General features: G+C 51.8%; 20 protein-coding genes. 1 reads left to right on the plus strand and 19 read right to left on the minus strand.

The genetic code is table 11. The annotated features are described in order from the left end of the window. Positions 1 to 159 precede the first annotated feature (159 nt). The 9 genes from SPK40_RS13340 to flgK form a co-directional block, all read right to left on the minus strand. The gene (locus SPK40_RS13340) at positions 160 to 1623 is read right to left on the minus strand and encodes a sigma-54 dependent transcriptional regulator (RefSeq protein WP_330960773.1); all 1464 of its coding nucleotides are present in this window, start codon (positions 1621 to 1623) and stop codon (positions 160 to 162) included. A 229-nt stretch (positions 1624 to 1852) separates the two neighbouring features. After that, positions 1853 to 2257, minus strand: coding sequence for a flagellar export chaperone FliS (gene fliS, locus SPK40_RS13345; protein WP_248143602.1), 405 nt, complete (start codon positions 2255 to 2257; stop codon positions 1853 to 1855). Positions 2258 to 2272: 15 nt separating this feature from the next. Beyond that, positions 2273 to 2572: a flagellar rod protein FlaI gene (locus SPK40_RS13350; protein ID WP_248143600.1), complete on the minus strand. Its 300-nt coding sequence runs from the start codon at positions 2570 to 2572 to the stop codon at positions 2273 to 2275. Positions 2573 to 2596: 24 nt separating this feature from the next. After that, on the minus strand, positions 2597 to 3970 hold the full coding sequence (fliD, locus tag SPK40_RS13355) for a flagellar filament capping protein FliD (RefSeq protein WP_330960774.1): 1374 nt from the start codon (positions 3968 to 3970) through the stop codon (positions 2597 to 2599). Between the two features lie 22 nt (positions 3971 to 3992). Further along, a complete protein-coding gene (locus SPK40_RS13360) occupies positions 3993 to 4439 on the minus strand; it encodes a flagellar protein FlaG (protein WP_248143597.1) in 447 nt (148 codons plus the stop codon). 63 nt (positions 4440 to 4502) lie between these two features. Beyond that, positions 4503 to 5654, minus strand: a complete 1152-nt coding sequence (locus SPK40_RS13365; protein WP_248143596.1) for a flagellin — start codon at positions 5652 to 5654, stop codon at positions 4503 to 4505. A 346-nt stretch (positions 5655 to 6000) separates the two neighbouring features. Then, a complete protein-coding gene (locus tag SPK40_RS13370; RefSeq protein ID WP_330960775.1) occupies positions 6001 to 7149 on the minus strand; it encodes a flagellin in 1149 nt (382 codons plus the stop codon). A gap of 318 nt (positions 7150 to 7467) precedes the next feature. Further along, positions 7468 to 8658: a flagellar hook-associated protein FlgL gene (flgL, locus tag SPK40_RS13375; RefSeq protein WP_248143594.1), complete on the minus strand. Its 1191-nt coding sequence runs from the start codon at positions 8656 to 8658 to the stop codon at positions 7468 to 7470. A gap of 14 nt (positions 8659 to 8672) precedes the next feature. After that, positions 8673 to 10556: a flagellar hook-associated protein FlgK gene (gene flgK / locus SPK40_RS13380; protein WP_248143593.1), complete on the minus strand. Its 1884-nt coding sequence runs from the start codon at positions 10554 to 10556 to the stop codon at positions 8673 to 8675. A 214-nt stretch (positions 10557 to 10770) separates the two neighbouring features. Between flgK and SPK40_RS13385 the strand changes: the two genes are divergently transcribed. Continuing rightward, positions 10771 to 11178: a hypothetical protein gene (locus SPK40_RS13385; protein WP_330960776.1), complete on the plus strand. Its 408-nt coding sequence runs from the start codon at positions 10771 to 10773 to the stop codon at positions 11176 to 11178. A gap of 62 nt (positions 11179 to 11240) precedes the next feature. Here the strand turns inward: SPK40_RS13385 and flgJ are convergent, their stop codons facing one another. The 10 genes from flgJ to SPK40_RS13435 all read right to left on the minus strand — a co-directional run bounded on the left by flgJ (position 11241) and on the right by SPK40_RS13435 (position 19912). Beyond that, the gene (gene flgJ, locus SPK40_RS13390) at positions 11241 to 12239 is read right to left on the minus strand and encodes a flagellar assembly peptidoglycan hydrolase FlgJ (protein ID WP_248143591.1); all 999 of its coding nucleotides are present in this window, start codon (positions 12237 to 12239) and stop codon (positions 11241 to 11243) included. Between the two features lie 65 nt (positions 12240 to 12304). After that, complete coding sequence (locus tag SPK40_RS13395; protein WP_442957576.1) at positions 12305 to 13402, minus strand: flagellar basal body P-ring protein FlgI; 1098 nt, start codon at positions 13400 to 13402, stop codon at positions 12305 to 12307. Positions 13403 to 13444: 42 nt separating this feature from the next. After that, positions 13445 to 14218, minus strand: coding sequence for a flagellar basal body L-ring protein FlgH (gene flgH / locus SPK40_RS13400; protein WP_248143590.1), 774 nt, complete (start codon positions 14216 to 14218; stop codon positions 13445 to 13447). A 16-nt stretch (positions 14219 to 14234) separates the two neighbouring features. Next, the gene (gene flgG, locus SPK40_RS13405; protein WP_248143589.1) at positions 14235 to 15023 is read right to left on the minus strand and encodes a flagellar basal-body rod protein FlgG; all 789 of its coding nucleotides are present in this window, start codon (positions 15021 to 15023) and stop codon (positions 14235 to 14237) included. Between the two features lie 17 nt (positions 15024 to 15040). Next, a complete protein-coding gene (flgF, locus tag SPK40_RS13410) occupies positions 15041 to 15790 on the minus strand; it encodes a flagellar basal-body rod protein FlgF (protein WP_248143587.1) in 750 nt (249 codons plus the stop codon). Positions 15791 to 16022: 232 nt separating this feature from the next. Then, on the minus strand, positions 16023 to 17324 hold the full coding sequence (flgE, locus tag SPK40_RS13415; protein WP_330960777.1) for a flagellar hook protein FlgE: 1302 nt from the start codon (positions 17322 to 17324) through the stop codon (positions 16023 to 16025). A gap of 82 nt (positions 17325 to 17406) precedes the next feature. Continuing rightward, entirely contained in the window at positions 17407 to 18120 is a 714-nt protein-coding gene (locus SPK40_RS13420) for a flagellar hook assembly protein FlgD (RefSeq protein ID WP_248143583.1), read from the minus strand. Positions 18121 to 18138: 18 nt separating this feature from the next. Further along, a complete protein-coding gene (gene flgC, locus SPK40_RS13425; RefSeq protein ID WP_248143582.1) occupies positions 18139 to 18555 on the minus strand; it encodes a flagellar basal body rod protein FlgC in 417 nt (138 codons plus the stop codon). Between the two features lie 3 nt (positions 18556 to 18558). Beyond that, entirely contained in the window at positions 18559 to 18954 is a 396-nt protein-coding gene (gene flgB / locus SPK40_RS13430) for a flagellar basal body rod protein FlgB (RefSeq protein WP_330960840.1), read from the minus strand. Positions 18955 to 19081: 127 nt separating this feature from the next. Further along, a complete protein-coding gene (locus SPK40_RS13435) occupies positions 19082 to 19912 on the minus strand; it encodes a CheR family methyltransferase (RefSeq protein WP_248143580.1) in 831 nt (276 codons plus the stop codon). Positions 19913 to 19921: the final 9 nt, after the last annotated feature.

Raw genomic sequence — 19921 nt, forward strand, 5'->3', positions numbered from 1 at the left:
TCGATTCCCTAACTCATAGGGGTTAAGCATGTTTTATGCCAAAAATAACCACAAAAAATCAATACGTTAGAGGCTAAAGATAAAAAAAGAGCGATGTCATAAATTTGACACCGCTCTTCTGACAGGGCAAAAAATTCACAAAATCAGCCCTGCCGGCAATTAAGCGTTGTTCACTTCTTTGGTCGAAATGTTGTACTTGCGCATTTTTTCGACCAGTGTTGTCCGTCGCATTCCCAGCATGTCTGCGGCTCTGGCAACCACACCTGTCTGCGCCTCCAGTGCCTGACGGATCATATCCACTTCAAGCTCAGCCAGCATTTCTTTCAGGTTCAGTCCTTCAGGCGGCAGATCGCTGAATCCAAAGTTCTCTTCGTTATCCTGATAACCGCTGGAGAAGACATCCGCCAGTAAAGCACGTTCTTCATCTTCAATGGACATGGCCCGCTCTTCCGGCCGGAAATCCGGTAACTCGCAGTAGCGATATTTCACTGGTAAGTGATTCACGTCGACCATTTCTCCCGGATAGAGAATCATCAGCCGCTCAACCAGATTCGCCAGTTCCCGCACATTGCCCGGCCAGTCGTGTTCCATCAGGGAAGTAATGGCGCGCGGCGTGAAGTGAACAGGCTTCGCCCCTTCAGCTTCCATACGGGTCAGCAATTCCTGCAACAGCAACGGAATATCTTCCAGACGTTCACGCAAGGACGGGGTTTCAATCGGGAACACATTCAACCGGTAATACAGATCTTCACGGAACTGATTCTCTGCGATCATCTGATCCAGGTTGCGGTGCGTGGCTGCGATGATCCGCACATTGGCTTTAATCGACTGATTTCCGCCAACACGCTCAAAGCATCGCTCCTGGATCACCCGCAGCAGCTTAACTTGCATCGGCATCGGCATATCGCCGATTTCATCCAGAAACAGTGTGCCGCCTTCAGCTAACTCAAAGCGTCCTTTACGGGCAGAAATTGCACCGGTAAACGCCCCTTTTTCATGACCAAATAACTCGCTTTCCAGCAGATCTGGCGGGATCGCGCCACAGTTCACCGGAACAAACGGCCCCTTTCCGCGGGAGGAGTGATAGTGAATATTCCGGGCAACCACTTCTTTGCCGGTGCCGGATTCACCGAGGATCAAAACATTGGCATCAGTACCGGCCACCTGCTCAATCAGATGACGGACCTGGCTGATACTTTCACTGCGGCCGACCATGCTGCGGAACAATGTGTTTTTTCGCGCCAGTTGCGGCACCTGGAAACTGTTTTTACCCAGAAATTCCTGGCAATGTCGCAGCGCGTCCATCAGCTGAGTGTAATGCAGCGGGTGAGCCAGTATCCCAACGAAATTCGGCAGACCTGCAACTGCTTTTTCAAGCTCGGGCATGGTCAGTACAGGGATTTGATACCGCTGACGCAGTTGTTCCAGCACCTGATTCTGTTTCTTCACAGAATGGATATGACCGATCAAACAGGCGCCCCAGGGTTGGTCCCACAGTGCACTGTCTGCTTCATCGGTGGATATCGCTTCATGCTGCTCACCGACAAAATTGAGGATCACGCTGAGATCGTGGCGGTGCTGCGGGTCGTCATCAATGACGAGGGTTTTAGCTAAACCTTGCATAGAAGTGATATTTGCCTGTCTTTATCTATTCTTATGGCGTATTCGAACGGAACAGCAACCAACTATTAATTGCTGTCCATTGTAATAAAAGAACAGGACTTGGCAACCGGGCACTGTGAAAAGCTGTGAGCCCAGTGCCACGGAATGTACTGTGTTACGCAATTTATTGGCTATGGTTCTCTAAATTGCGCTTTGGAATGAGAACGTTTACAGATAAGTATTAAACGTATTAATACTCCATCTGTGTAATATTGTGATACTCAGGGGGAATTTGATCCCACGCAGATTTAATTTCTCTCAGCATATCGATCACTTCATCAACATGTGAGCTGTCGTTGGTCTGGTTCGCCATCGTGATTTTTTCAATCATGTACAGATACAGAGAATCCAGATTCTTTGCGACTTCGCCACCGTCTTCAAACGACAGGCAGCCACGCAAACTGATAACGATATCCAACGCCTTGCCCAGACGCTCACCTTTGATGGAGATTGAACCCTGTTCCATGGCCGCTTTGCCCTGAATCAAGCGCTCAACGGCACCAGACATCAGCATTTGAATCACACGGTGTGGTGAAGCTGATGTTAACTGACTGTCTACGGAGACTCGCTTATAAGCCTGTAGATTTCCTCTCATGACCATGATGTTACCTTAGCGAAATTGATTATATGTCTGCACCGAACGTTGTCCGTGCTGTAATCGTTTCAATTGATTTGCCGACAATTCACGTCGTTCGCGTAACTTTGTCAGCAAATCTGAAGTTCTGTCGATGGCTTCCTGCCAACTCTCTTTGTCCAATAACTCCGGAATCGCCTTCAGATCGTTGAGCACTGTCTGGCGATCCGCCAGCAGTTGATGCAGCTTCTCCACATCAATGTCTGAGCCATCATTGATCAACTGATTCAATTGCTGATCAATGTCGGCCAGGGTTTGCATCATCTTGACTGACATTGCCTTCCCTCCCGTTCTCTGCCGTTACATTTGCGGCATCATACTCATCATTGAACCCAGCTGGCTCTGCATCTGCCCCATGGCATGATCCATTGCGGAAAACTGGTCGTGGGTGCGCTGATAGACACTTTCCATCCGGCGGTCCAAGTCACGCTCTTCGGTACCGAGCTTCATGACCTGCTCGTTAATGCTCTTCTCGCGGTTCGAGATACTGCCGGTTGCACCGGTATAAGCATGCAACAGATCCTCAATACGGCGGGAAAACCCTTTCCGGCTGCCAAAAAACTCGCCCACATCCGCAAAATTCCGGTTCAGCTGGTTATCCAGCTTATCGTAGTCGATTTCCAGATGACCGGTCATCGACGTCGTGATACCCAGCTCGCTGAGTGTCTGGATGCTGGCCGGGCCATCTTCCAGCGGTGTGCTGAAAGCATTTCGCAGCTGCTGAACCGATGAACGCAGCATACTGTCGCCGACCAGGGGTCCTTTATCCTGTGTGCCCGGGTCAAATTTCCCAAGCTCCATCGCCGTATCGTAAAACTGATTATAAGCATTCACGAAACGTTCAATCTGGGCACCGGCTTTATCCCGGTCATAACCCACTTCAATCACGGCCTGTGGCTTGTCACTTTCAGCCGACAGCTGTTTCAGATCCATATCCAGGCCGGGAATCGCATCGTTCAGCGTGTTGGTCTCGCTGCTGACTTCAGCCAGACCATCAATCAATACTTTTGCATCCGCCGCAGCCTGCATTTCAAGCATCGGACTGCCAGGCTGATTACCGTCAAACGCAAACTGTTGTAACGGACTGCCTGGCGCCGCATCAACCGTGACTTTCAACGGATTGTGCTCGCCGGTTTTGTCCGAGGTCAGCACCAGACGCGCACCGTTGCTGTCTTTGATTACTGACGCCAGCACCCCTTGATTATCGGGATGGCGGTTAATTTGCCGGACGACATCCAGCAGCTTACTTTCATTACTGTCGATGGAAACGTCAAAAGACTGACCGCCCACCGATAGTGTCAATTTTCCGGCACCTAGTGCCACTTTGTCATCCACCGCCGCCGAGGCAATCTTGTGTGCGGTTGCCAGCTGTTTCACTTCAACCGTATAACGACCCGGCTGGGCTTCATGGCTGGCGCGAACCGACACCATGTCCTGATTATCGGATGATGCTGTTCGTGCAGATAAAGATTGATCCTGACGAAACTCCGCCATCAGGCTTTTCATTCCATCCAGAGCGCCTTTTAAACGGCCATAAGCACTCAGCTCGACATTTGCCTGATCACGACGCTGATTGATGCGCTCTTCTTTTGGCGCCCGTTCAGCAGCGACGATCTTGTCGACCATGGCATTGATATCCAAGCCGGAAGCCGTACCCATTGGGCCAATATTCATCTACAACCTCAACCTGTAACCGTTAGACTTTTGTCGTCAGAAGGCCGGTCGTATACGAGGCAATCTGACGGGATAAAACCAGCATGTCTTCATCAGGGATCTGGCGAACCACTTCACCGCTTTCTTTTTCATACACGGTGACAACCTGGCGTCCAGATTCTTCATCAATGCGGAATGCCAGGCCTTTGTTCATTGAGCCAATAAAATCTTCAATACTTTCCACCAGCTTTTCCAATTGCTGGCGCTGTAGCTGACGATGCTCTTCCAGTTTTGCAGTTTGCTCTACACGTCTGACATCACTCGGTGAAGATGCATTTGTTGCGCCTGGGCTCTGGGTCTTGACCGTCAAAGAATTATCTTGCGAATGACCAGTAGAGGATTTTGCAACATCCGTGCCAACAGTGGATTTTTGACCTGATGAAGAAAAGCGGGAGAGAAATGAAGGGTTTAATACAGATTTAACGTCCATGGTCTGATACCTTCTGATCGAAAAAAGCGGCAAGGGCTTGCCCCTGCCGCTTCATAGAACGGATTAGCCCAGCAGGCTCAGTGCCGCCTGAGGCGCCTGCTTCGCTTGCGCCAGGATAGAAGTCGACGCTTGCTGCAGGATTTGGTTCTTCGTCAGGTTCGTGGTTTCTTGCGCAAAGTCAGTATCACGGATACGGCTGTTAGAAGAAGTCACATTTTCGTTGATGTTGTTCAGGTTGCTGATGGTGTGATCCATACGGTTTTGTTTCGCACCCAGCTCTGCACGGTGAGAGTCAACAAACTGCATTGCACCGTCCAGGATTGAAACTGCCTGCTGTGCGCCACCAATGGTGCTCACGTCCAGCTGAGAAACAGTCACATTTCCTGCAGTACCTGCAATTGATGCATCAACCGCGTTGCCTGAAGTATCAGTCATTGCGATAGTGCCGGTAGTAACACCTACAGTACCTTCAGAAGAGAACAGCTGCAGCTCACCCTTCTCAGTTACAGAAGCGTTGATTTGATCGTTCTGACCGTTGATACGGGTTGCGATTTCTTCGATGTCATCGCCGCCGATCAGGTCAACGCTTACAGCAGTCGCGTTGCCGTCTGCATCAGTCACGCTCAGTTCAATTGTTGTGTCTGCATCCAGTGTAGAGTTCTTGTCTGCAACACCGTTGGTAGAAACCAGCAGGCTACCACCCATATCAGCACCGTCAGAACGCATGTTTTTCAGAGTAATCTGTACGGCTTCACCTGAGTCAGCACCCACCTGGAACGCACGGGTACCGAAAGTACCGTTCAGCAGCTTCTGGCCACCGAAAGAAGTGGTTTCAGCGATACGGTTCAGTTCGTCGTTCAGTGCAGTAACTTCTTCCTGAATCGCTTTACGGTCGCCATCAGAGTTCGAGCCGTTTGCTGATTGCAGAGACAGGTCACGCATACGTTGCAGGATGCTGGTTGTTTCCTGCATCGCACCTTCAGCGGTCTGTGACATTGAGATACCGTCGTTGGCGTTGCGAACAGCAACATCCAGGCCACGGCTCTGAGTCATCAGACGGTTAGAGATTTGCAGACCTGCTGCGTCATCTTTAGCACTGTTGATGCGTGAACCAGTAGACAGACGCTCCATTGAAGCTGCTGTATTGTCGCTAGCTTTATTCAGGTAACGCTGAGCGGTCATTGCAGAAACGTTAGTATTGACTGTAACTGCCATAGTAATTCTCCTTACTTATGTTTCTTGGTGGCTTGACCAGCTCAGCCGGCAAGTCCGAGTTATTCTTCGTACATCACCTTTAACGGCATGGGTGAAGAAAGCTTTAAGGTTTTTTTTGAAATTTTTTTACTGGGCAAAAAAGTGTGATTCTGAACACAAGAACATTTCGTCTGATGCTCGGGATAGAGTGCACTTTCTTGTTCTATAAAGGTTATCGGCGGCAGGGAGAAAAACTTTACTGAATTTTTGATGATTTTAATGACAAAAAATTGCGATCAATCTGACAACAAAAAACGGCAAAGCGTTGCCACTTTGCCGTTTTGAATTGCAGTTGAACTTCTGCTTATTACTGAAGCAGGTTCAGTGCAGACTGCGGGATCTGCTTCGCCTGAGCCAGAATTGAGGTACTGGCTTGCTGCAGAATCTGGTTCTTGGTCATATCTGTTGTTTCTTTCGCGAAGTCGGTATCACGGATACGGCTGTTCGACGCAGACACGTTTTCAGATGTATTGGCCAGGTTGTTGATGGTGTGAGACAGACGGTTCTGCTTCGCACCCAGATCTGCACGCATACTGTCAATGTACTGCAGTGCGGAGTCGATCAGCGGCACTGCACGCTGTGCGCCACCTGCAGTCGAGACGTTGATCTGAGACACGGTTATATCGGTCGCAGTACCTGCAATGTCACCAGCAGTAATTGAACCATCGGTATTCAGCATGCTGATCGCACCGTTGGTCACACCGACTGTACCGTCGCTGGAAACCAGCTGCAGTTCGCCTTTCTCAGTCACGGATGCATTGATCAGGCTGTTCTGACCATTGATACGGGTTGCGATCTCTTCCACATCGTCACCGCCAATCAGACCAATGGTCACTGGCGTAACCGTACCGTCTTTCGCCGTTACGCTCAGCTCGATACTGGTATCAGCAGACAGCGTTGCATCCGGCTTAATAGCGTTGGACGAAACCAGCAGGCTGCCACCCATTTGCGGCTCATCGGCACGCACACTGTCCAGACCCACAACAATGGCCTCACCGGCATCCGCACCCACCTGGAAGGCTGCTTCGCCAAAGGTGCCGTTGAGCAGTTTACGGCCACCGAACGACGTGGTCTCTGCGATACGGTTCAGCTCATCCTGCAATGCAGTGATCTCTTCCTGAATCGCCACACGGTCGCTGTCAGAGTTCGCGCCGTTCGCTGATTGCAGGGACAGGTCACGCATACGTTGCAGGATACTGGTTGATTCCTGCATCGCGCCTTCTGCGGTCTGTGCAATCGAGATACCGTCGTTGGCATTTCGCATCGCGACGTTCAGACCACGGGTCTGAGCAATCAGACGGTTCGAGATCTGCAGACCTGCAGCATCATCTTTCGCGCTGTTAATACGACTACCCGTAGATAGACGCTCCATTGATTGACTCAGGCCCTCAGATGCTTTGTTGAGGTAGCGCTGCGCAGTCATGGCAGACACGTTGGTGTTTACTGTTACACCCATTTTGCTCTCCTTTGACTTTTCGCTGTTAGCGAAACAGCTACCCGCAACGTCAACCCATCAGAGAGTGAAGCGGGACCAGCGTTAGTAAAAATGTTAATCATAAAATCACAATATCATTTAGCAATTAATGTGCCAGATTTTAAATCCTTTATTTTCAGCACATTAGTCGTACTTTCTTTCGATTTCTGACCTAAGCGGCAAAGCTATGCCTTTCTTACTGAAGCCGTGGCAAACAAGGGTTGCCGCCCGGCAAAAACTTTTTCAGCACCCTGCCCCCGGCTTGATGGCAACCAGAGGCAGAGCCGGATCCTTTCCGGATCAGATATAGTTGAACAGGGTCAGATCTTTTGCCTTGGCAAAGGCCTGTTGCGATGCCTGCAGTGCCAGCATGTTTTCATTCAGCTCGATCACGGCTTTGCCGTAATCCAGATCTTCCATGGTGCCGCGGGCTTTATTGATCACCAGTTTAAAGTCCTGATGCATGTCTTCCTGACGATCCAGTGTCTGCAAGCGGGTACCCACTTCTGAACGCGCCCGGTTGATGTGCTTGAACGCCTGGGAAAACTCTTCCGCGACCTGATGCAGCTCAGCGGTTGCCGACGCATCTGACGGCGCGAATGCAGACACTTCAATCCCGCGTTTGAAAGAGTCAAACAGGTTGAACTTTTCCTGCGGCTTCAGGGTGATCTGATCCCCATCCGTCACTTCGCCTTCCAGCTGAACCGACAGCGTACCCCATTCAATCCCGCGTTTCGGATCAAACGGCTGACTGTCGACCAGCAGACCATCCTGATACAGATCGTACACCGCGCCGGTGCCTGTATCAGTAAAGTCAATGGTATAGCTGGCATTGTCGCTGTGGTTGTCATTCCGGGCATGAGACAGCAGTAACAGCGATCCGGACTGCAGTGCATAATCCGGCTGATAATCACCGTAGGGGTTATCAATTTCCATAAACAGCTTATCGCCCGGATCGTTTACCGGTACTTCAACATTGGAAGACACCTTGGACATCCGCTGATAGCTGTCGCCAACGTAGCTGACCGTGCCGCTGCCGTCCCGAAAGAAAGGCTGCTTGTCATACTGGTTACCGGCAAACACGAAATTGCCGGATTCATCCTGGGTATTGACCAGATGCATGAACGAGTCGAACAGACCGCGCAGATCCTGCATATGTGCGATCCGGTCGTCATCTGACAAGGAACCGTTCACCATAGACATCGCCTTACGCTTGGCATCGTCCAGCAGCGTTTCTGCATCAGAGATCGCCACTTCTTCGCTGCTCAAGCGATTGCGTGCCAGGTTAATGGAACGCAGTGACTGATCAATTTCAGTATTCTGCTGAGAAAAATTCTGCACATAAATCGAGGCAACCGGATCATCACCCGCGGTCAGCAACTGCTTCCCGGACGCCAGTTGTTCCTGATTGTGCGCCACTTTCACCTGCTGGCGGGTCATATCGTTCGCCACGGACTGATAGTTATGAAAGCTGGCAATTCGGCTAATCATACTGTTTTAACTCCTTATCGCGCGGCATTCAGCAATGTATTAAAGGTTTCATTGGCCACCGTCATAATACGCGACGACGCCATATAAGCCTGCTGGAACTTCATCATGTTCGCGGCCTCTTCATCCAGGTTTACGCCGGAAATTTCAGCGACACGGCTTTGCGCCGCTTCTTTTTCCTGCCGTCCGACTTCTTTCAGCCGTGCCGCCGAAGCGCGCTGGACACCCATCTCGGTATTCAGCCCTTCGTAGACATCAATCACACTGGAACGGCCCTGATTCATGACCTTCATATTCTGAAGATCCTGCATTTTGATCAGGTTGCCGTTGTCACCGGTTGCCGCATTGAGGTTCACCGCAAAGACATCGCCACCGACCGCGCCGTGACTCAGGGTAAAGCTGGTACCCCCCACAGCCACCGGGCCATTAGGTGGATACGGCAGCGGCGGCTGCAGCACATTGCCCTGCATATCAAGCACGGCAAACTGTGAGGCATCCGGAGATACCGCTACCTGGAATTCACGCAACGGACCTGCAGAAGTGATTGAAAAAGCCGCTTTGCCCTGAGTTTGGGTCGAAGAGCTGTTGTAACTCTGGGCGGCAATTTTTGCCGGATCCGTCATGACTGCCTGAACATCTCTGCCCGCATCCCGTGTCGGGCGCAGCAGAATCTTGTCACCACTGGCAATCGGAGCGGCAATTTCTATCCGCACGCCATCCACACTGAAACTTGGCGGAGTACCGCTGGGAATCACCGTCTGCGTCGAGCCATCCGGCAGCTTCAGGGTATGCTGACTGCCATTGAAGCCCAGCTCATACTCACCGCCCTTCAGCTTGCTCAGATCCTCAATGTAAACACTGACCTGAGCATTGGAGCCACGCGGGATCAAGGCACGCGAAGCCGCCACTTCCGGCGCGTTCACGTCGGTAAACATGGTTTCACCAACCCGACCGTTCAGATCCAGCCCCTGTGACTGCAGCTGATTGACGGAATCGGTAAAGCCGATCGCCATTTTGCCGAGCTCGTCCATCACCTTCGGTAAAGTCTTGTCACGGTACTCGAATAGTGACGCCAGTTTGCCGCCGATATCATCGGAGCTGATGGCTTTCAGCGACTTACCTGCCACGACCGCCAGACGGGTCTGCTGCGGATCCGGATCACCGTCGATCATCTTCAGTTCACTGGCATGAGTCCCGGAGACCAGCGTGTGACCGGTGCCGATCAGGACGTTAAAGGTTTCCGTATTCTTGCGGGTGACCGTCACCTTGGTATAGGTCGACAGTTCATTGATCAGGCTCTGATGTCTGTCCATCAGGTCGTTGTTCGCACCACTATTCGGAGTCTTCAGCAGTGCCTCATGAATTTCCACCAGCTCGCGACCGATGTCATTCACCCGGTTCAGTGTCTTGGCCAGCACGTCGTTGGTGACATCTTTCTGCTCAGCCAGCACCCGGTGTGTATCGTTCAGGCCAGTCGCAACCATCTTCGCCTTTTCCAGCACCACTTTCCGGGCACCGAGATCGCTCGGGCTGTCCGCCATGGCTTTCACAGCGTCATACCACTGGTTCATGTCCTGAGGCACCTGACTGGCACTGTTGGACAGCAGCTTGTCCAGCCGCTCCAGCTGGCCGTCACGCTCAGTCGCATAGCTGTGGTTCGTGGTGGTGAGGTTCAGCTCGTTGGTGGCAAACTGATCATAACCGCGGCGAACTTCTGCCGCATGCACACCCGTTCCGTAGTGATTGCCGGCAGACCAGAACGGATCGTTCGTCTCCTGCACCACAGACTGGCGGCTATAACCTTCCGTGTTGACGTTATTGATGTTATGGCTGGTGGTATTCAGCTGCCGTTGCGCTGTTAACACACCTTGAGAGCCCAAACTGAGCAAGTCGAACGCCATTGCGCCTCCAGAAAACCTCAGGGAGTTACTTCACTGACGGTTATTCTGCAAAAATCGTTCCAACATTTAGCACTTTGTTTTACAAGAGTTTTTGTTTCCTCCGGCCGAACTTAAGGCAAACTTTTGCCGGAAAAACATCCGGAAAACAACGCGTTTGACAAATGGCACAGCCTGAACCAATATGAATCAATATGCGTATCTGTAGGGATGGCACATGCAGAAAAACAAACGGATCATTATGACGACACTGATATTTCTGTCCGGCCTGGCCCAGGCCGAAAATACGCCCAATGCGTATGATCCGGAGGGCAATCCAATCTTTGTTGATACCTTCCTGCTCTATCAGGATCCGGAAACCAAAATCATGCATGGGCCGGATGGTCATCGCTACATCAGTACGGGTAGGTTCGAAACGTTGGATGATGCAGGCAACCCCATCATGAGGGAATGTTCACAGACACTGCTTTTTGCCAATCCGTATGAAGTGCCTGATTTCAGTATCACCAACCTGCCGGGACCGGAATGCATCATGCGAAGAATCACAACCAACAAGTATGAGGAAGTACCGGTTGAACAGCTAAAAAAACCACAAATAACAAATGGGTTCTCTGAAGCTGGATAAAGGAAGCTGGGTAAGGGAAGCAGGATAAAAATTGCCGCTGTCGGTATGCAGCGGCAATCCTGTTATTTCATGAGTTTCCGAACCGTATCCATCACATTAATGATTTTATCGGCATACTTTGGATCGGTCGCGTAACCAGCCTTATGCAGATTACGGATAAAGCTGCGCGGATCTTCCGGCGAAGCCAGTGCATTGGCATAACGCGGGTTGTCATTGAGGAAGCGGACGTAATCGTTGAAGCTATCTTCATAACTGTTATAGGAACGGAAAGCGGCCCGCTCCTGGACCGGAATCCCGTCGTGATACTCCAGAGTCTGGGTGGCAACTTTGTTCCCAGCCCAGCGCTGATCCGCTTTAATATTGAACAGGTTATTACTGTCACCTGCCGCATTGCGAACCACTTTCTTACCCCAGCCGGTTTCCAGTGCCGCCTGTGCAATCAGGACAGCCGGGTCCGTGCCCAGCAGACCTGCTGCTTTTTCAGCAAACGGACGCATGCGGGTGACAAAATCCTGCGGAGAAGCGAACGGTTTATCCTGTGGCTGGCGCAGAGGCGGACGCAGCGCACTGTTCTCAGCTGTTGCTGAAGCGGCAAGGGAAGCTTTGTCTTTCGAAGGCTGCTCCGTTTCCTGCTGCGCAAACACTTTCGCCAGTACATCATTTGCAGAAACCTGACGGGACTTTTGCATGGCCTCAAAATTGGCGGATTTTTCTTCCTCAGCTTTTGCCTGCTCTTCCGGCGTCGCCGGTGGCTTATCCAGAGCAGCCAGCTGTTCAACAATCAGATCTGCCAGTCCGAGCGAACCCCGGGTACTGAGCTCACTGGACATTTGCTGATCGCGCATCTCTTCAAAAAATTTGGTGTTGGAGCTGCTCATCAGATCCGACTCAAACACTTCATTCGCCTGACGCATCGACTTAAACAGCATCTGGGTAAACAGGGCTTCGAACTGCTGTGCAGCCGCTCTCAGATTTTCCTTGTCACCTTTGCCTTTGATTCCGGCCCGCAGGCGGTCAAGATTCGCAAGGTCATTGATAAAGCCAGGATCCGTCGATTTCATCGTCAGTTATCTGTTTCGTCTTGAGTCTGTGTTGAGTGCAGCCCGGCAGGCTGCACCTACGGAAATTAAATAATGATCAGTTGCCCTTCGATGGCACCGGCCTGTTTCAAAGCCTGGAGAATTGCCATCAAGTCTGAAGGCGCTGCCCCGACCTGATTCACCGCACGGACCAGCTCATCCAGCGTAATCCCCGGATTGAACTTAAACATACGGGAATCTTCTTCTGTGACCTGAATTTGTGAATCAGGTACCACAACGGTCTCTCCGCCGGAAAACGGATTGGGCTGACTGACCGTCGGATTCTCCTGAATCGATACGGTCATCCCACCGTGCGTAATTGCCGCCGGTTTCAGTTTGACATGCTGGCCGACAACAATGGTTCCGGTCCGTGAATTCACAATAATTTTCGCAGCGCCTTCAGCCGGATTGAATTCGAGATTCTCTATCGTCGAGAGGAAAGCCACACGCTGACTGACATCACGCGGCGCACGCACACGCACCGAAGTCGCATCCACCGGTGCTGCCATATCCGGCCCCAGGAACTGGTTAATGGCATCCGCCATCCGCTGGGCTGTGGTGAAATCAGATTCAAACAGGTTAAATGTCAGATGATCACCGCGGCTGAACGGGTTCGGCACTTCCTGTTCGACAATCGCGCCATTGGCAATCCGGCCGACGGTCGGATTATTCCCCACCAGTTTAGAGCCATCCAGACCTTCAGCACTGAAACCGCCCACCACCAGGCTGCCCTGGGCAACAGCATAAATTTTCCCGTCCAGACCGCGTAGGAAGGTTTGCAGCAGCGTACCGCCCCGCAGGCTTTTCGCCGAGCCGATAGAAGACACGGTGATATCGATATGCTGGCCCTGCTTGGTAAACGCAGGCAGCGTCGCGCTCACAGCGACAGCAGCCACGTTTTTGGTCTTCGGCTTGGTGCCAGGTGGCAACTGAATGCCGAAGTTCTGCAGCATGGCGTTAAAGCTCTGGTCCGTAAACGGCGTCGTTTCGCCGGTACCCGGCAGACCCACCACCAGACCATAGCCTGACAACTGGTTACTCCGTACCCCGGCGACTTCAGAGACATCCTTAATCCGGGCTGCCTGCAAAGGGAAAGCCATTAACAGGGCGAGTCCTGCCCATAGCATCGTTCTGGTCACGGTCATTGTTCTCATCGTCGGGTTACGGTTCATCGTTCAAAAGGCAATTTACAGGCTCACGTTGAAGAAGCGGGCCAGCCAGCCTTGCTCCTGCACATCCTGCCGGTCACCAGTACCTGAATACTGGATCCGGGCATTAGCAATCCGGGTCGATTCAATGGTGTTTTCCTGCGAGATGTCATCCGGACGAATCGTGCCGCTGACACGGATATATTCATCGCCGGTATTCAGTGTCAGCCATTTTTCGCCGCGCACCAGCAGATTACCGTTCGCCAGCACGTCTACAACTTCGACCGAAATGTAACCCTGAATACTGTTACTTTGATCAGCAGAGGTATTGCCCTTGAACTTGTTCTCGTTACTCACACTGTAGGAGATATCGCGGTCGCCAATGGTCAGCGGTTTCCCACCCAGATCCAGCGGATCCATACTCAGGTCGGTCGATTTCCCGACATCTGTACTGGCGCTTTTATTGGCTTTGTTTTTCTCCGCCAGCAGTACAGTGACGATATCACCGATGCCGCGCGGACGGGTATCATCATACATATCCTGAGCCAGGGCCTGACTGAACAGGGAACCAGTTGCTGTCGCATAATGGGCCGGCTTTTCCTGCGGACGGACGCCAGACCAGGCCGGATCGCCAGCCTGCGGATCATCACGACGACGGACCAGATCAATCAGATCCCCCTCCGGTGACTCCTGTTTTCCTTCCACGGCATCGACATTGGTCGTTGCCTGTGCCAGCTCATTCTGCCGGTCCGGCAACTGCACACAGCCGGTCAGCGTCAGAATCAGCGCGGTGAACAGCCAGTTCCTTTTCATAGCCCTTGCCCCTTGATTAAAGCTGCTGGTTCACGTAGCTCAGCATCTGGTCGACGGTAGAAATTACTTTCGAGTTCATTTCGTACACACGCTGAGCTTCAATCATATTCACCAGCTCTTCGGTCACATTCACATTGGAGGTTTCCAGCATGGACTGACGAATCTGACCAAAACCATCCAGACCCGGAACCCCTTCCTGCGGATCACCACTGGCACCCGTCGGCAGGAACAGGTTCTGACCAATCGGCTCAAGACCACCCGGGTTAATGAAATCTACCGTGGTCAGCTGACCCAGCACCACATTGGCCTGCTGGTTTCGGATCCGGGCGGAGACTTCACCATCGGTTCCCACTGTGATTGCCACAGCATCTTCCGGGACCACAATTTCAGGCTGCAGCAGATAACCGCCGCCTGATGTCACCATCTGGCCTTCCTGATTTACCGTAAACTGACCATTTCGGGTATAACCGATGTTGCCGTCCGGCAGCAGGATCTGGAAGAAACCATCCCCTTCAATCATCATATCCATGGCGTTGTTGGTGGTCTGAGTGTTGCCCTGAGTGTGCACCTTCTGTGTGGCAACCACTTTGGCACCGGCACCCAGCATCAGACCCGACGGTAACGTTGTATCCTGACTGGACTGACCGCCAGGCTGGTTAATATTCTGATAAAACAGATCTTCAAAAACCGCACGGCTCTTCTTAAAGCCTATTGTCGAGGCGTTCGCCAGGTTATTCGAAATCGTCGCGATATTGGTTTGCTGCGCGTCAAGACCGGTTTTACTGACCCATAGTGCTGGATGCATGTGTTATTCCTTCCTCATTAGCCCAAACGCAGCAGAGAAGAAGACGCCTGGTCCATTTCCTCTGCGGTTTTCATTAACTTCACTTGCATTTCAAAGTGACGCTGAAGATCAATCATGCTGGTCATTTCGCCGACGGCATTCACATTACTGCCTTCCAGCGCGCCGCTGAGCAGCGTGACCCCTGCATCGGCATCAAAAATCTGAGCCGGTACTTTCGATTTGAACAGACCATCAACGTCTTTAAATAATTCACTGTTGTCGGGCTTCACCATCTTGATGCGATCAACCACTTCCATCGCATCGGCAGGTGCGCCCTGCGGGCGGATGGATACCGTACCATCCTTACCGACCTGAATTTTACTGACTGGCAGCGGGATAAAGATCGGGCCGCCGTTTTCACCCACCATCAGGCTGCCGTTGCTGTTTTGCAGCAGGCCTGTCTGGTCAATTTTCAGGTGACCGGCGCGGGTATAGGCTTCCTGACCACTGGCATCCAGTACCGCCAGCCAGCCCTGTCCCTCAACGGCAACATCAAGGTCACGACCTGTCGTCATGACGGCACCCTGGGCAAAATCCTGCCCTGCTCTTTCAGTCATGGCAAACACACGGCTCGGCATCCCTTCACCAAACGCCTGCATGCTGCGCGCCTGTTCTAAATCAGCGCGAAAGCCTGTGGTCCGAACGTTGGCCAGGTTGTTGGCATGCAGCTGCAGGCCATACATATCCTGCTTTGCGCCACTCATTGCCAAATACAATGCACGATCCATTTTGAGTCTCCCAATCAGTACTGCAACTTTAGAAGCAATATGCGTACCAGTTTTAGGAAACCATTTGAAATGGCGTTAAAAGCGATGAAAGATCAAGAAATTAGTGGGAGCAGCTTCCCAAGGTTCAGAATTGTGGCGGTCAAAGCGCCAAAGAAATGACTAGAGACAGGAAAGTGAAAGGACAAAGATTGCCGCCTGGAAAAATCAGGCGGCAATCCGGAGCAGATCCGAATTAACGAATTTGCAGGATGGTCTGTTGCAGACTGTTATCCACTTCCAGCGCACGGGAGTTGGCCTGGAAGTTACGCTGAGCGGTGATCAGATCCACCAGTTCCTGAGTCATATCAATGTTCGACTGTTCCAGCGTACCGCTCTTCACGGAGCCGAAGGCACCGAAGGTCGCTTCACCCCAGACAGCGGCACCTGAATCCTGGCTCACGTCCCACTGCGTACCGCCTATTTTCAGCAGGCCCTGTTCGTTCGGCACACGAACCATACCCACACGACCCAGCGTGATGTTTTCACCGTTACTGTAAGTCGCGACAATTGATCCTTTCGCATCCACGTCAACTTTCGCCAGATAACCGGTGGTTGCACCATTTTCGCTGAATCTGCGCACTTCAAACGGTGCGGCATACTGCGTCGGAGCATCAAAGTTGAAGTTCAGGGTCTGGCTACCGTCAGCACCGTTCATACTGATCCCGGCAGCTGCGAAGCTCTCAGAGATCATCGGATCCCCGCCGTTGATCTGAGAAACAGTACCGTCGAAATTAAAATCGACATAAGCCCCGGCATGACCGCCAACATTGGTCGCTGCACCACCCTCGATATTCAGGGCTTTTTCACCATCGGCGTCTGTGACCGTATAGAAAGTCGCCCAGCGGTTTGGCTGCGTGTTGTCCTTCACATAGTAACTGGTCATTTTGTACGGCTGACCCAGTGAATCGTACATCGTCACCGACGTTGACTTGTTGTATGTATCCGGGTCTGAAAAGTCAAACTGATTAATGTCTTTCGGATCGCCGTTGGCCGGCAGGTTCACACCGATATCAACCTGGGTGGTCGCTTTCGGCTGACCAAACTGATCCGGCACTTTCAGTGCCTGGGGTTCATAAGAAACCACCTGATCGGTTTCCTGATCCACACCGTAACCCAGCAGGAACTGATCTTCTGAGTTCACAATGTAGTTGTCTTTGTCCAGGTGAAATGCACCGTTACGGGTTAAGCTATTGTTGTTCGGCTCCAGACGCTGATCGGCTACGGCAAAGAAGCCGGTTCCGGAAATCCGCAGATCCATCGGGTTGTTGGTATAAATACTGGAACCTTCATGGAACTGCTGCGCCACGACAGAGGTCTGTACACCGCCACCCGTGGTGGTCTTCGGATTTGAAAAAATTGAGCGGGAGTAGACATCGCCAAACTCAGCACGCGACTCCTTAAAGCCGTAAGTATTGGCGTTGGCAATGTTGTTACTTGTGGTGTTTAGATCTTTCTGAGCAGCGCCCAGACCACTGAGTGCGACATTAAAACCCATGGGTAACTCTCCTGAATTCTGTGTACAGCGTATTTCTTATTTCACCTGCCGCACCCTCTGCCGGCAGGCGCTGTGTCTTTTGTTATGCTTTACCGACTTCCAGCACGTCTGTCAGCTTGATCGGGGATTCAAAACCCGCCAGATTCAGCATCACGTTGCCATCGCCATTGCCCAGCAGCACACTGTTCACATTGGCATAGGTCGATACATCAAATTCGGTGCTCTTGCCGTCAGCAAAGCCGCCGACTTTCAACTGGTACTGGCCGGCAGGCAACATATTGCCGTTGTCGTCTTTACCGTCCCAGGCAACGCGGTGGTCACCCGCCGGTTTTGCGCCTAAATCAAAAGAGCGCACCAGCTCACCGGCAGCGTTCTCAACCCGGACAATCAGGCTGTTCAGCGACTGCGGCAGTTTCACCATGCCTGAAATCCCGCCCTCAGAACCTTTCGAAGCTGTCGGGTTCGGTACCAGAACGTCACGGCCGACAAGAGAAGAAGCCTGCAGCGCCTGGTTTGACGTCATGGCTGCGTTCAGGCCGCCAAACTGTTCGTTCATTTTGCTGATGCCGTCAACCGTAGCGAACGACGCCATCTGCGCAATCATCTGGTCGTTACCAACAGGCTTAAACGGATCCTGCTGCGACAGCTGTTTGGTCAGCAGAGACAGAAAATCTTCCTGCTTCAGCTCTTGTTGTCCCGTGACTTTCTGCTCAGACTGCAGTTTTTTCTCCTGCATGCTTTTGAGCTGGTCAACATAGGACAAAGGGCTTTGACCTGTGCCTTTAATACCGGTCATGTCAGTCACTCCTTACCCTTATTGGCCCATCTGCAGTGTTCGCATCAGCATCTGCTTACTGGCATCTGCTACCTGAACATTGCTCTGGTAGGAACGTGAAGCCGAGATCATGTTTGCCATCTCTTCCATCACATTCACATTTGGTTTGTAGATATAACCTTCGGCATTTGCCAAAGGATGCGACGGGTTATATTCCGCAGTCAGAGGTTTCTGACTCTCAACAATCGCTTTCACCCGTACAGGAACACTTTCGTCACGCTGATAACTGGCACTTTGCAACGCCGCTTCAAAGACCGGGTGCCGGGCTTTGTAGGTTTCCGCCGCTGAACTGCTGACGGTATTGGCGTTTGCCAGGTTACTGGCCGTGGTATTCAGACGCACGGATTCTGCACTCATTGCCGACCCGGTGACATTAAAAACGTTAAACAAACTCATTGATTATTCCCCTTTTAATGCCTTGCTCAGGTTTTTGAATTTCGAGCCCAGAAAATCCAGCGATGCCTGATATTCCAGTGCGTTTTGCATAAACAGGTTTTGTTCCAGCTGGGCGTCCACTGTGTTGCCGTCACCGGTATCCGGCTGGTCCGGGATGCGGTATTTCTGTTCACCCATCAGCGTTGCAGAGGCAGCAATATGCCGCTCATTGGTCCGGCTGAGGCCAATCTTTGCCTCCGACGTTGCCGCATTCAATGCGCGCTGGAAGTCCAGATCTTTTGCCTTATAGCCCGGTGTATTGGCGTTAGCGATATTGCTGGCAAGGGTTTCCGCCCGTTTGCCGCGGACGCCTACTGTGTATTGGTGTACACCGAGTGCTTTATCAAAAGAAATGGCCATCATCTGCCTCCTGAATAACTTGCAGAAATAATTGCAAAGGGCGTGCCAACATTAATCGGAATGGATTCAGCCACACCTGCTCAGCAACGCAGGCATAGCAAAAGGGCCCGAAACGGGCCCTTCATGTTTACTTGAGTTTGTAGATAATGCCGGGGTTACAGCGAACCATTTCGAAACGGTCAGTCAAACCCGTCAGAGATTCAGAAGCACCAAGCAACAGATAACCGCCCGGATTCAGGCTGGCTGCCATTTGATTCAGCACTTTGGCTTTCATGTCCGGCGCAAAGTAAATCAGAACGTTCCGGCAGAAAATCACATCGAACTTGCCCAACAGCGCATAGCTGTCTTTCAGGTTCTGCGGACGGAAGTTCACCATCTGCTTCACTTTACTGCTGATCCGCATCCGGCCATTGCCAATCGGTTCAAAAAAAGCCTGACGGCGTTCAGGCGACAACCCGCGACTCAGCGCCAGGCTGTCATAAACGCCGGTCCGGCACATATCCAGCATGGTTTGAGAAATATCGGTCGCTGTGACTTGAGTTCCCAGCGACAACATCCCCGGACGACGCTGTTGCGTCTCCAGCACCGTCATCGCGATAGAATACGGTTCCTGACCAGAGGAACTTGCAGCCGACCATATCCGGATTGGACGCTTATTACTCGCCAGTTCAGGCAAAATTTTCTCTGCCAGAACCGTGAATGGATAGCTGTCTCTGAACCACAGGGTCTCGTTGGTCGTCATGGCATCCACAGCCGCAACCCGCAATTCACGGTTCCGGCCGGTAATGACATTCTGCAGTAATTCCGAGAGCGACGCCAAGCCAAAACGGCTAACCAAAGGACTCAGGCGACTCCGAACCAGATACTGTTTGCTGTCGCCAAGAACGATACCGCACTGTCCTTCTAAAAAACGGCAAAAATCTCTATATTCCTGGTCTTTAATTGTTATGGCTGTCATCTACTACTC

It is taken from the genome of Photobacterium sp. 53610 (assembly GCF_036409375.1).
Classification (GTDB): Bacteria; Pseudomonadota; Gammaproteobacteria; order Enterobacterales; family Vibrionaceae; genus Photobacterium.

What these genes read in the sequence shown, in the direction of transcription:
- flgE (WP_330960777.1), bottom strand. Translation starts at nt 17,324, where the DNA reads ATGGGTTTTAATGTCGCACTCAGTGGTCTGGGCGCTGCTCAGAAAGAT.
- flgF (WP_248143587.1), bottom strand. Translation starts at nt 15,790, where the DNA reads ATGGATCGTGCATTGTATTTGGCAATGAGTGGCGCAAAGCAGGATATG.
- flgG (WP_248143589.1), bottom strand. Translation starts at nt 15,023, where the DNA reads ATGCATCCAGCACTATGGGTCAGTAAAACCGGTCTTGACGCGCAGCAA.
- flgK (WP_248143593.1), bottom strand. Translation starts at nt 10,556, where the DNA reads ATGGCGTTCGACTTGCTCAGTTTGGGCTCTCAAGGTGTGTTAACAGCG.
- SPK40_RS13360 (WP_248143597.1), bottom strand. Translation starts at nt 4,439, where the DNA reads ATGGACGTTAAATCTGTATTAAACCCTTCATTTCTCTCCCGCTTTTCT.
- SPK40_RS13350 (WP_248143600.1), bottom strand. Translation starts at nt 2,572, where the DNA reads ATGTCAGTCAAGATGATGCAAACCCTGGCCGACATTGATCAGCAATTG.
- flgB (WP_330960840.1), bottom strand. Translation starts at nt 18,954, where the DNA reads ATGGCCATTTCTTTTGATAAAGCACTCGGTGTACACCAATACACAGTA.
- SPK40_RS13370 (WP_330960775.1), bottom strand. Translation starts at nt 7,149, where the DNA reads ATGGGTGTAACAGTAAACACCAACGTGTCTGCCATGACTGCGCAGCGC.
- fliD (WP_330960774.1), bottom strand. Translation starts at nt 3,970, where the DNA reads ATGAATATTGGCCCAATGGGTACGGCTTCCGGCTTGGATATCAATGCC.
- fliS (WP_248143602.1), bottom strand. Translation starts at nt 2,257, where the DNA reads ATGAGAGGAAATCTACAGGCTTATAAGCGAGTCTCCGTAGACAGTCAG.
- SPK40_RS13385 (WP_330960776.1), top strand. Translation starts at nt 10,771, where the DNA reads ATGCAGAAAAACAAACGGATCATTATGACGACACTGATATTTCTGTCC.
- SPK40_RS13340 (WP_330960773.1), bottom strand. Translation starts at nt 1,623, where the DNA reads ATGCAAGGTTTAGCTAAAACCCTCGTCATTGATGACGACCCGCAGCAC.
- SPK40_RS13435 (WP_248143580.1), bottom strand. Translation starts at nt 19,912, where the DNA reads ATGACAGCCATAACAATTAAAGACCAGGAATATAGAGATTTTTGCCGT.
- flgJ (WP_248143591.1), bottom strand. Translation starts at nt 12,239, where the DNA reads ATGAAATCGACGGATCCTGGCTTTATCAATGACCTTGCGAATCTTGAC.
- SPK40_RS13395 (WP_442957576.1), bottom strand. Translation starts at nt 13,402, where the DNA reads ATGACCGTGACCAGAACGATGCTATGGGCAGGACTCGCCCTGTTAATG.
- flgL (WP_248143594.1), bottom strand. Translation starts at nt 8,658, where the DNA reads ATGATTAGCCGAATTGCCAGCTTTCATAACTATCAGTCCGTGGCGAAC.
- SPK40_RS13420 (WP_248143583.1), bottom strand. Translation starts at nt 18,120, where the DNA reads ATGACCGGTATTAAAGGCACAGGTCAAAGCCCTTTGTCCTATGTTGAC.
- flgH (WP_248143590.1), bottom strand. Translation starts at nt 14,218, where the DNA reads ATGAAAAGGAACTGGCTGTTCACCGCGCTGATTCTGACGCTGACCGGC.
- flgC (WP_248143582.1), bottom strand. Translation starts at nt 18,555, where the DNA reads ATGAGTTTGTTTAACGTTTTTAATGTCACCGGGTCGGCAATGAGTGCA.
- SPK40_RS13365 (WP_248143596.1), bottom strand. Translation starts at nt 5,654, where the DNA reads ATGGCAGTTACAGTCAATACTAACGTTTCTGCAATGACCGCTCAGCGT.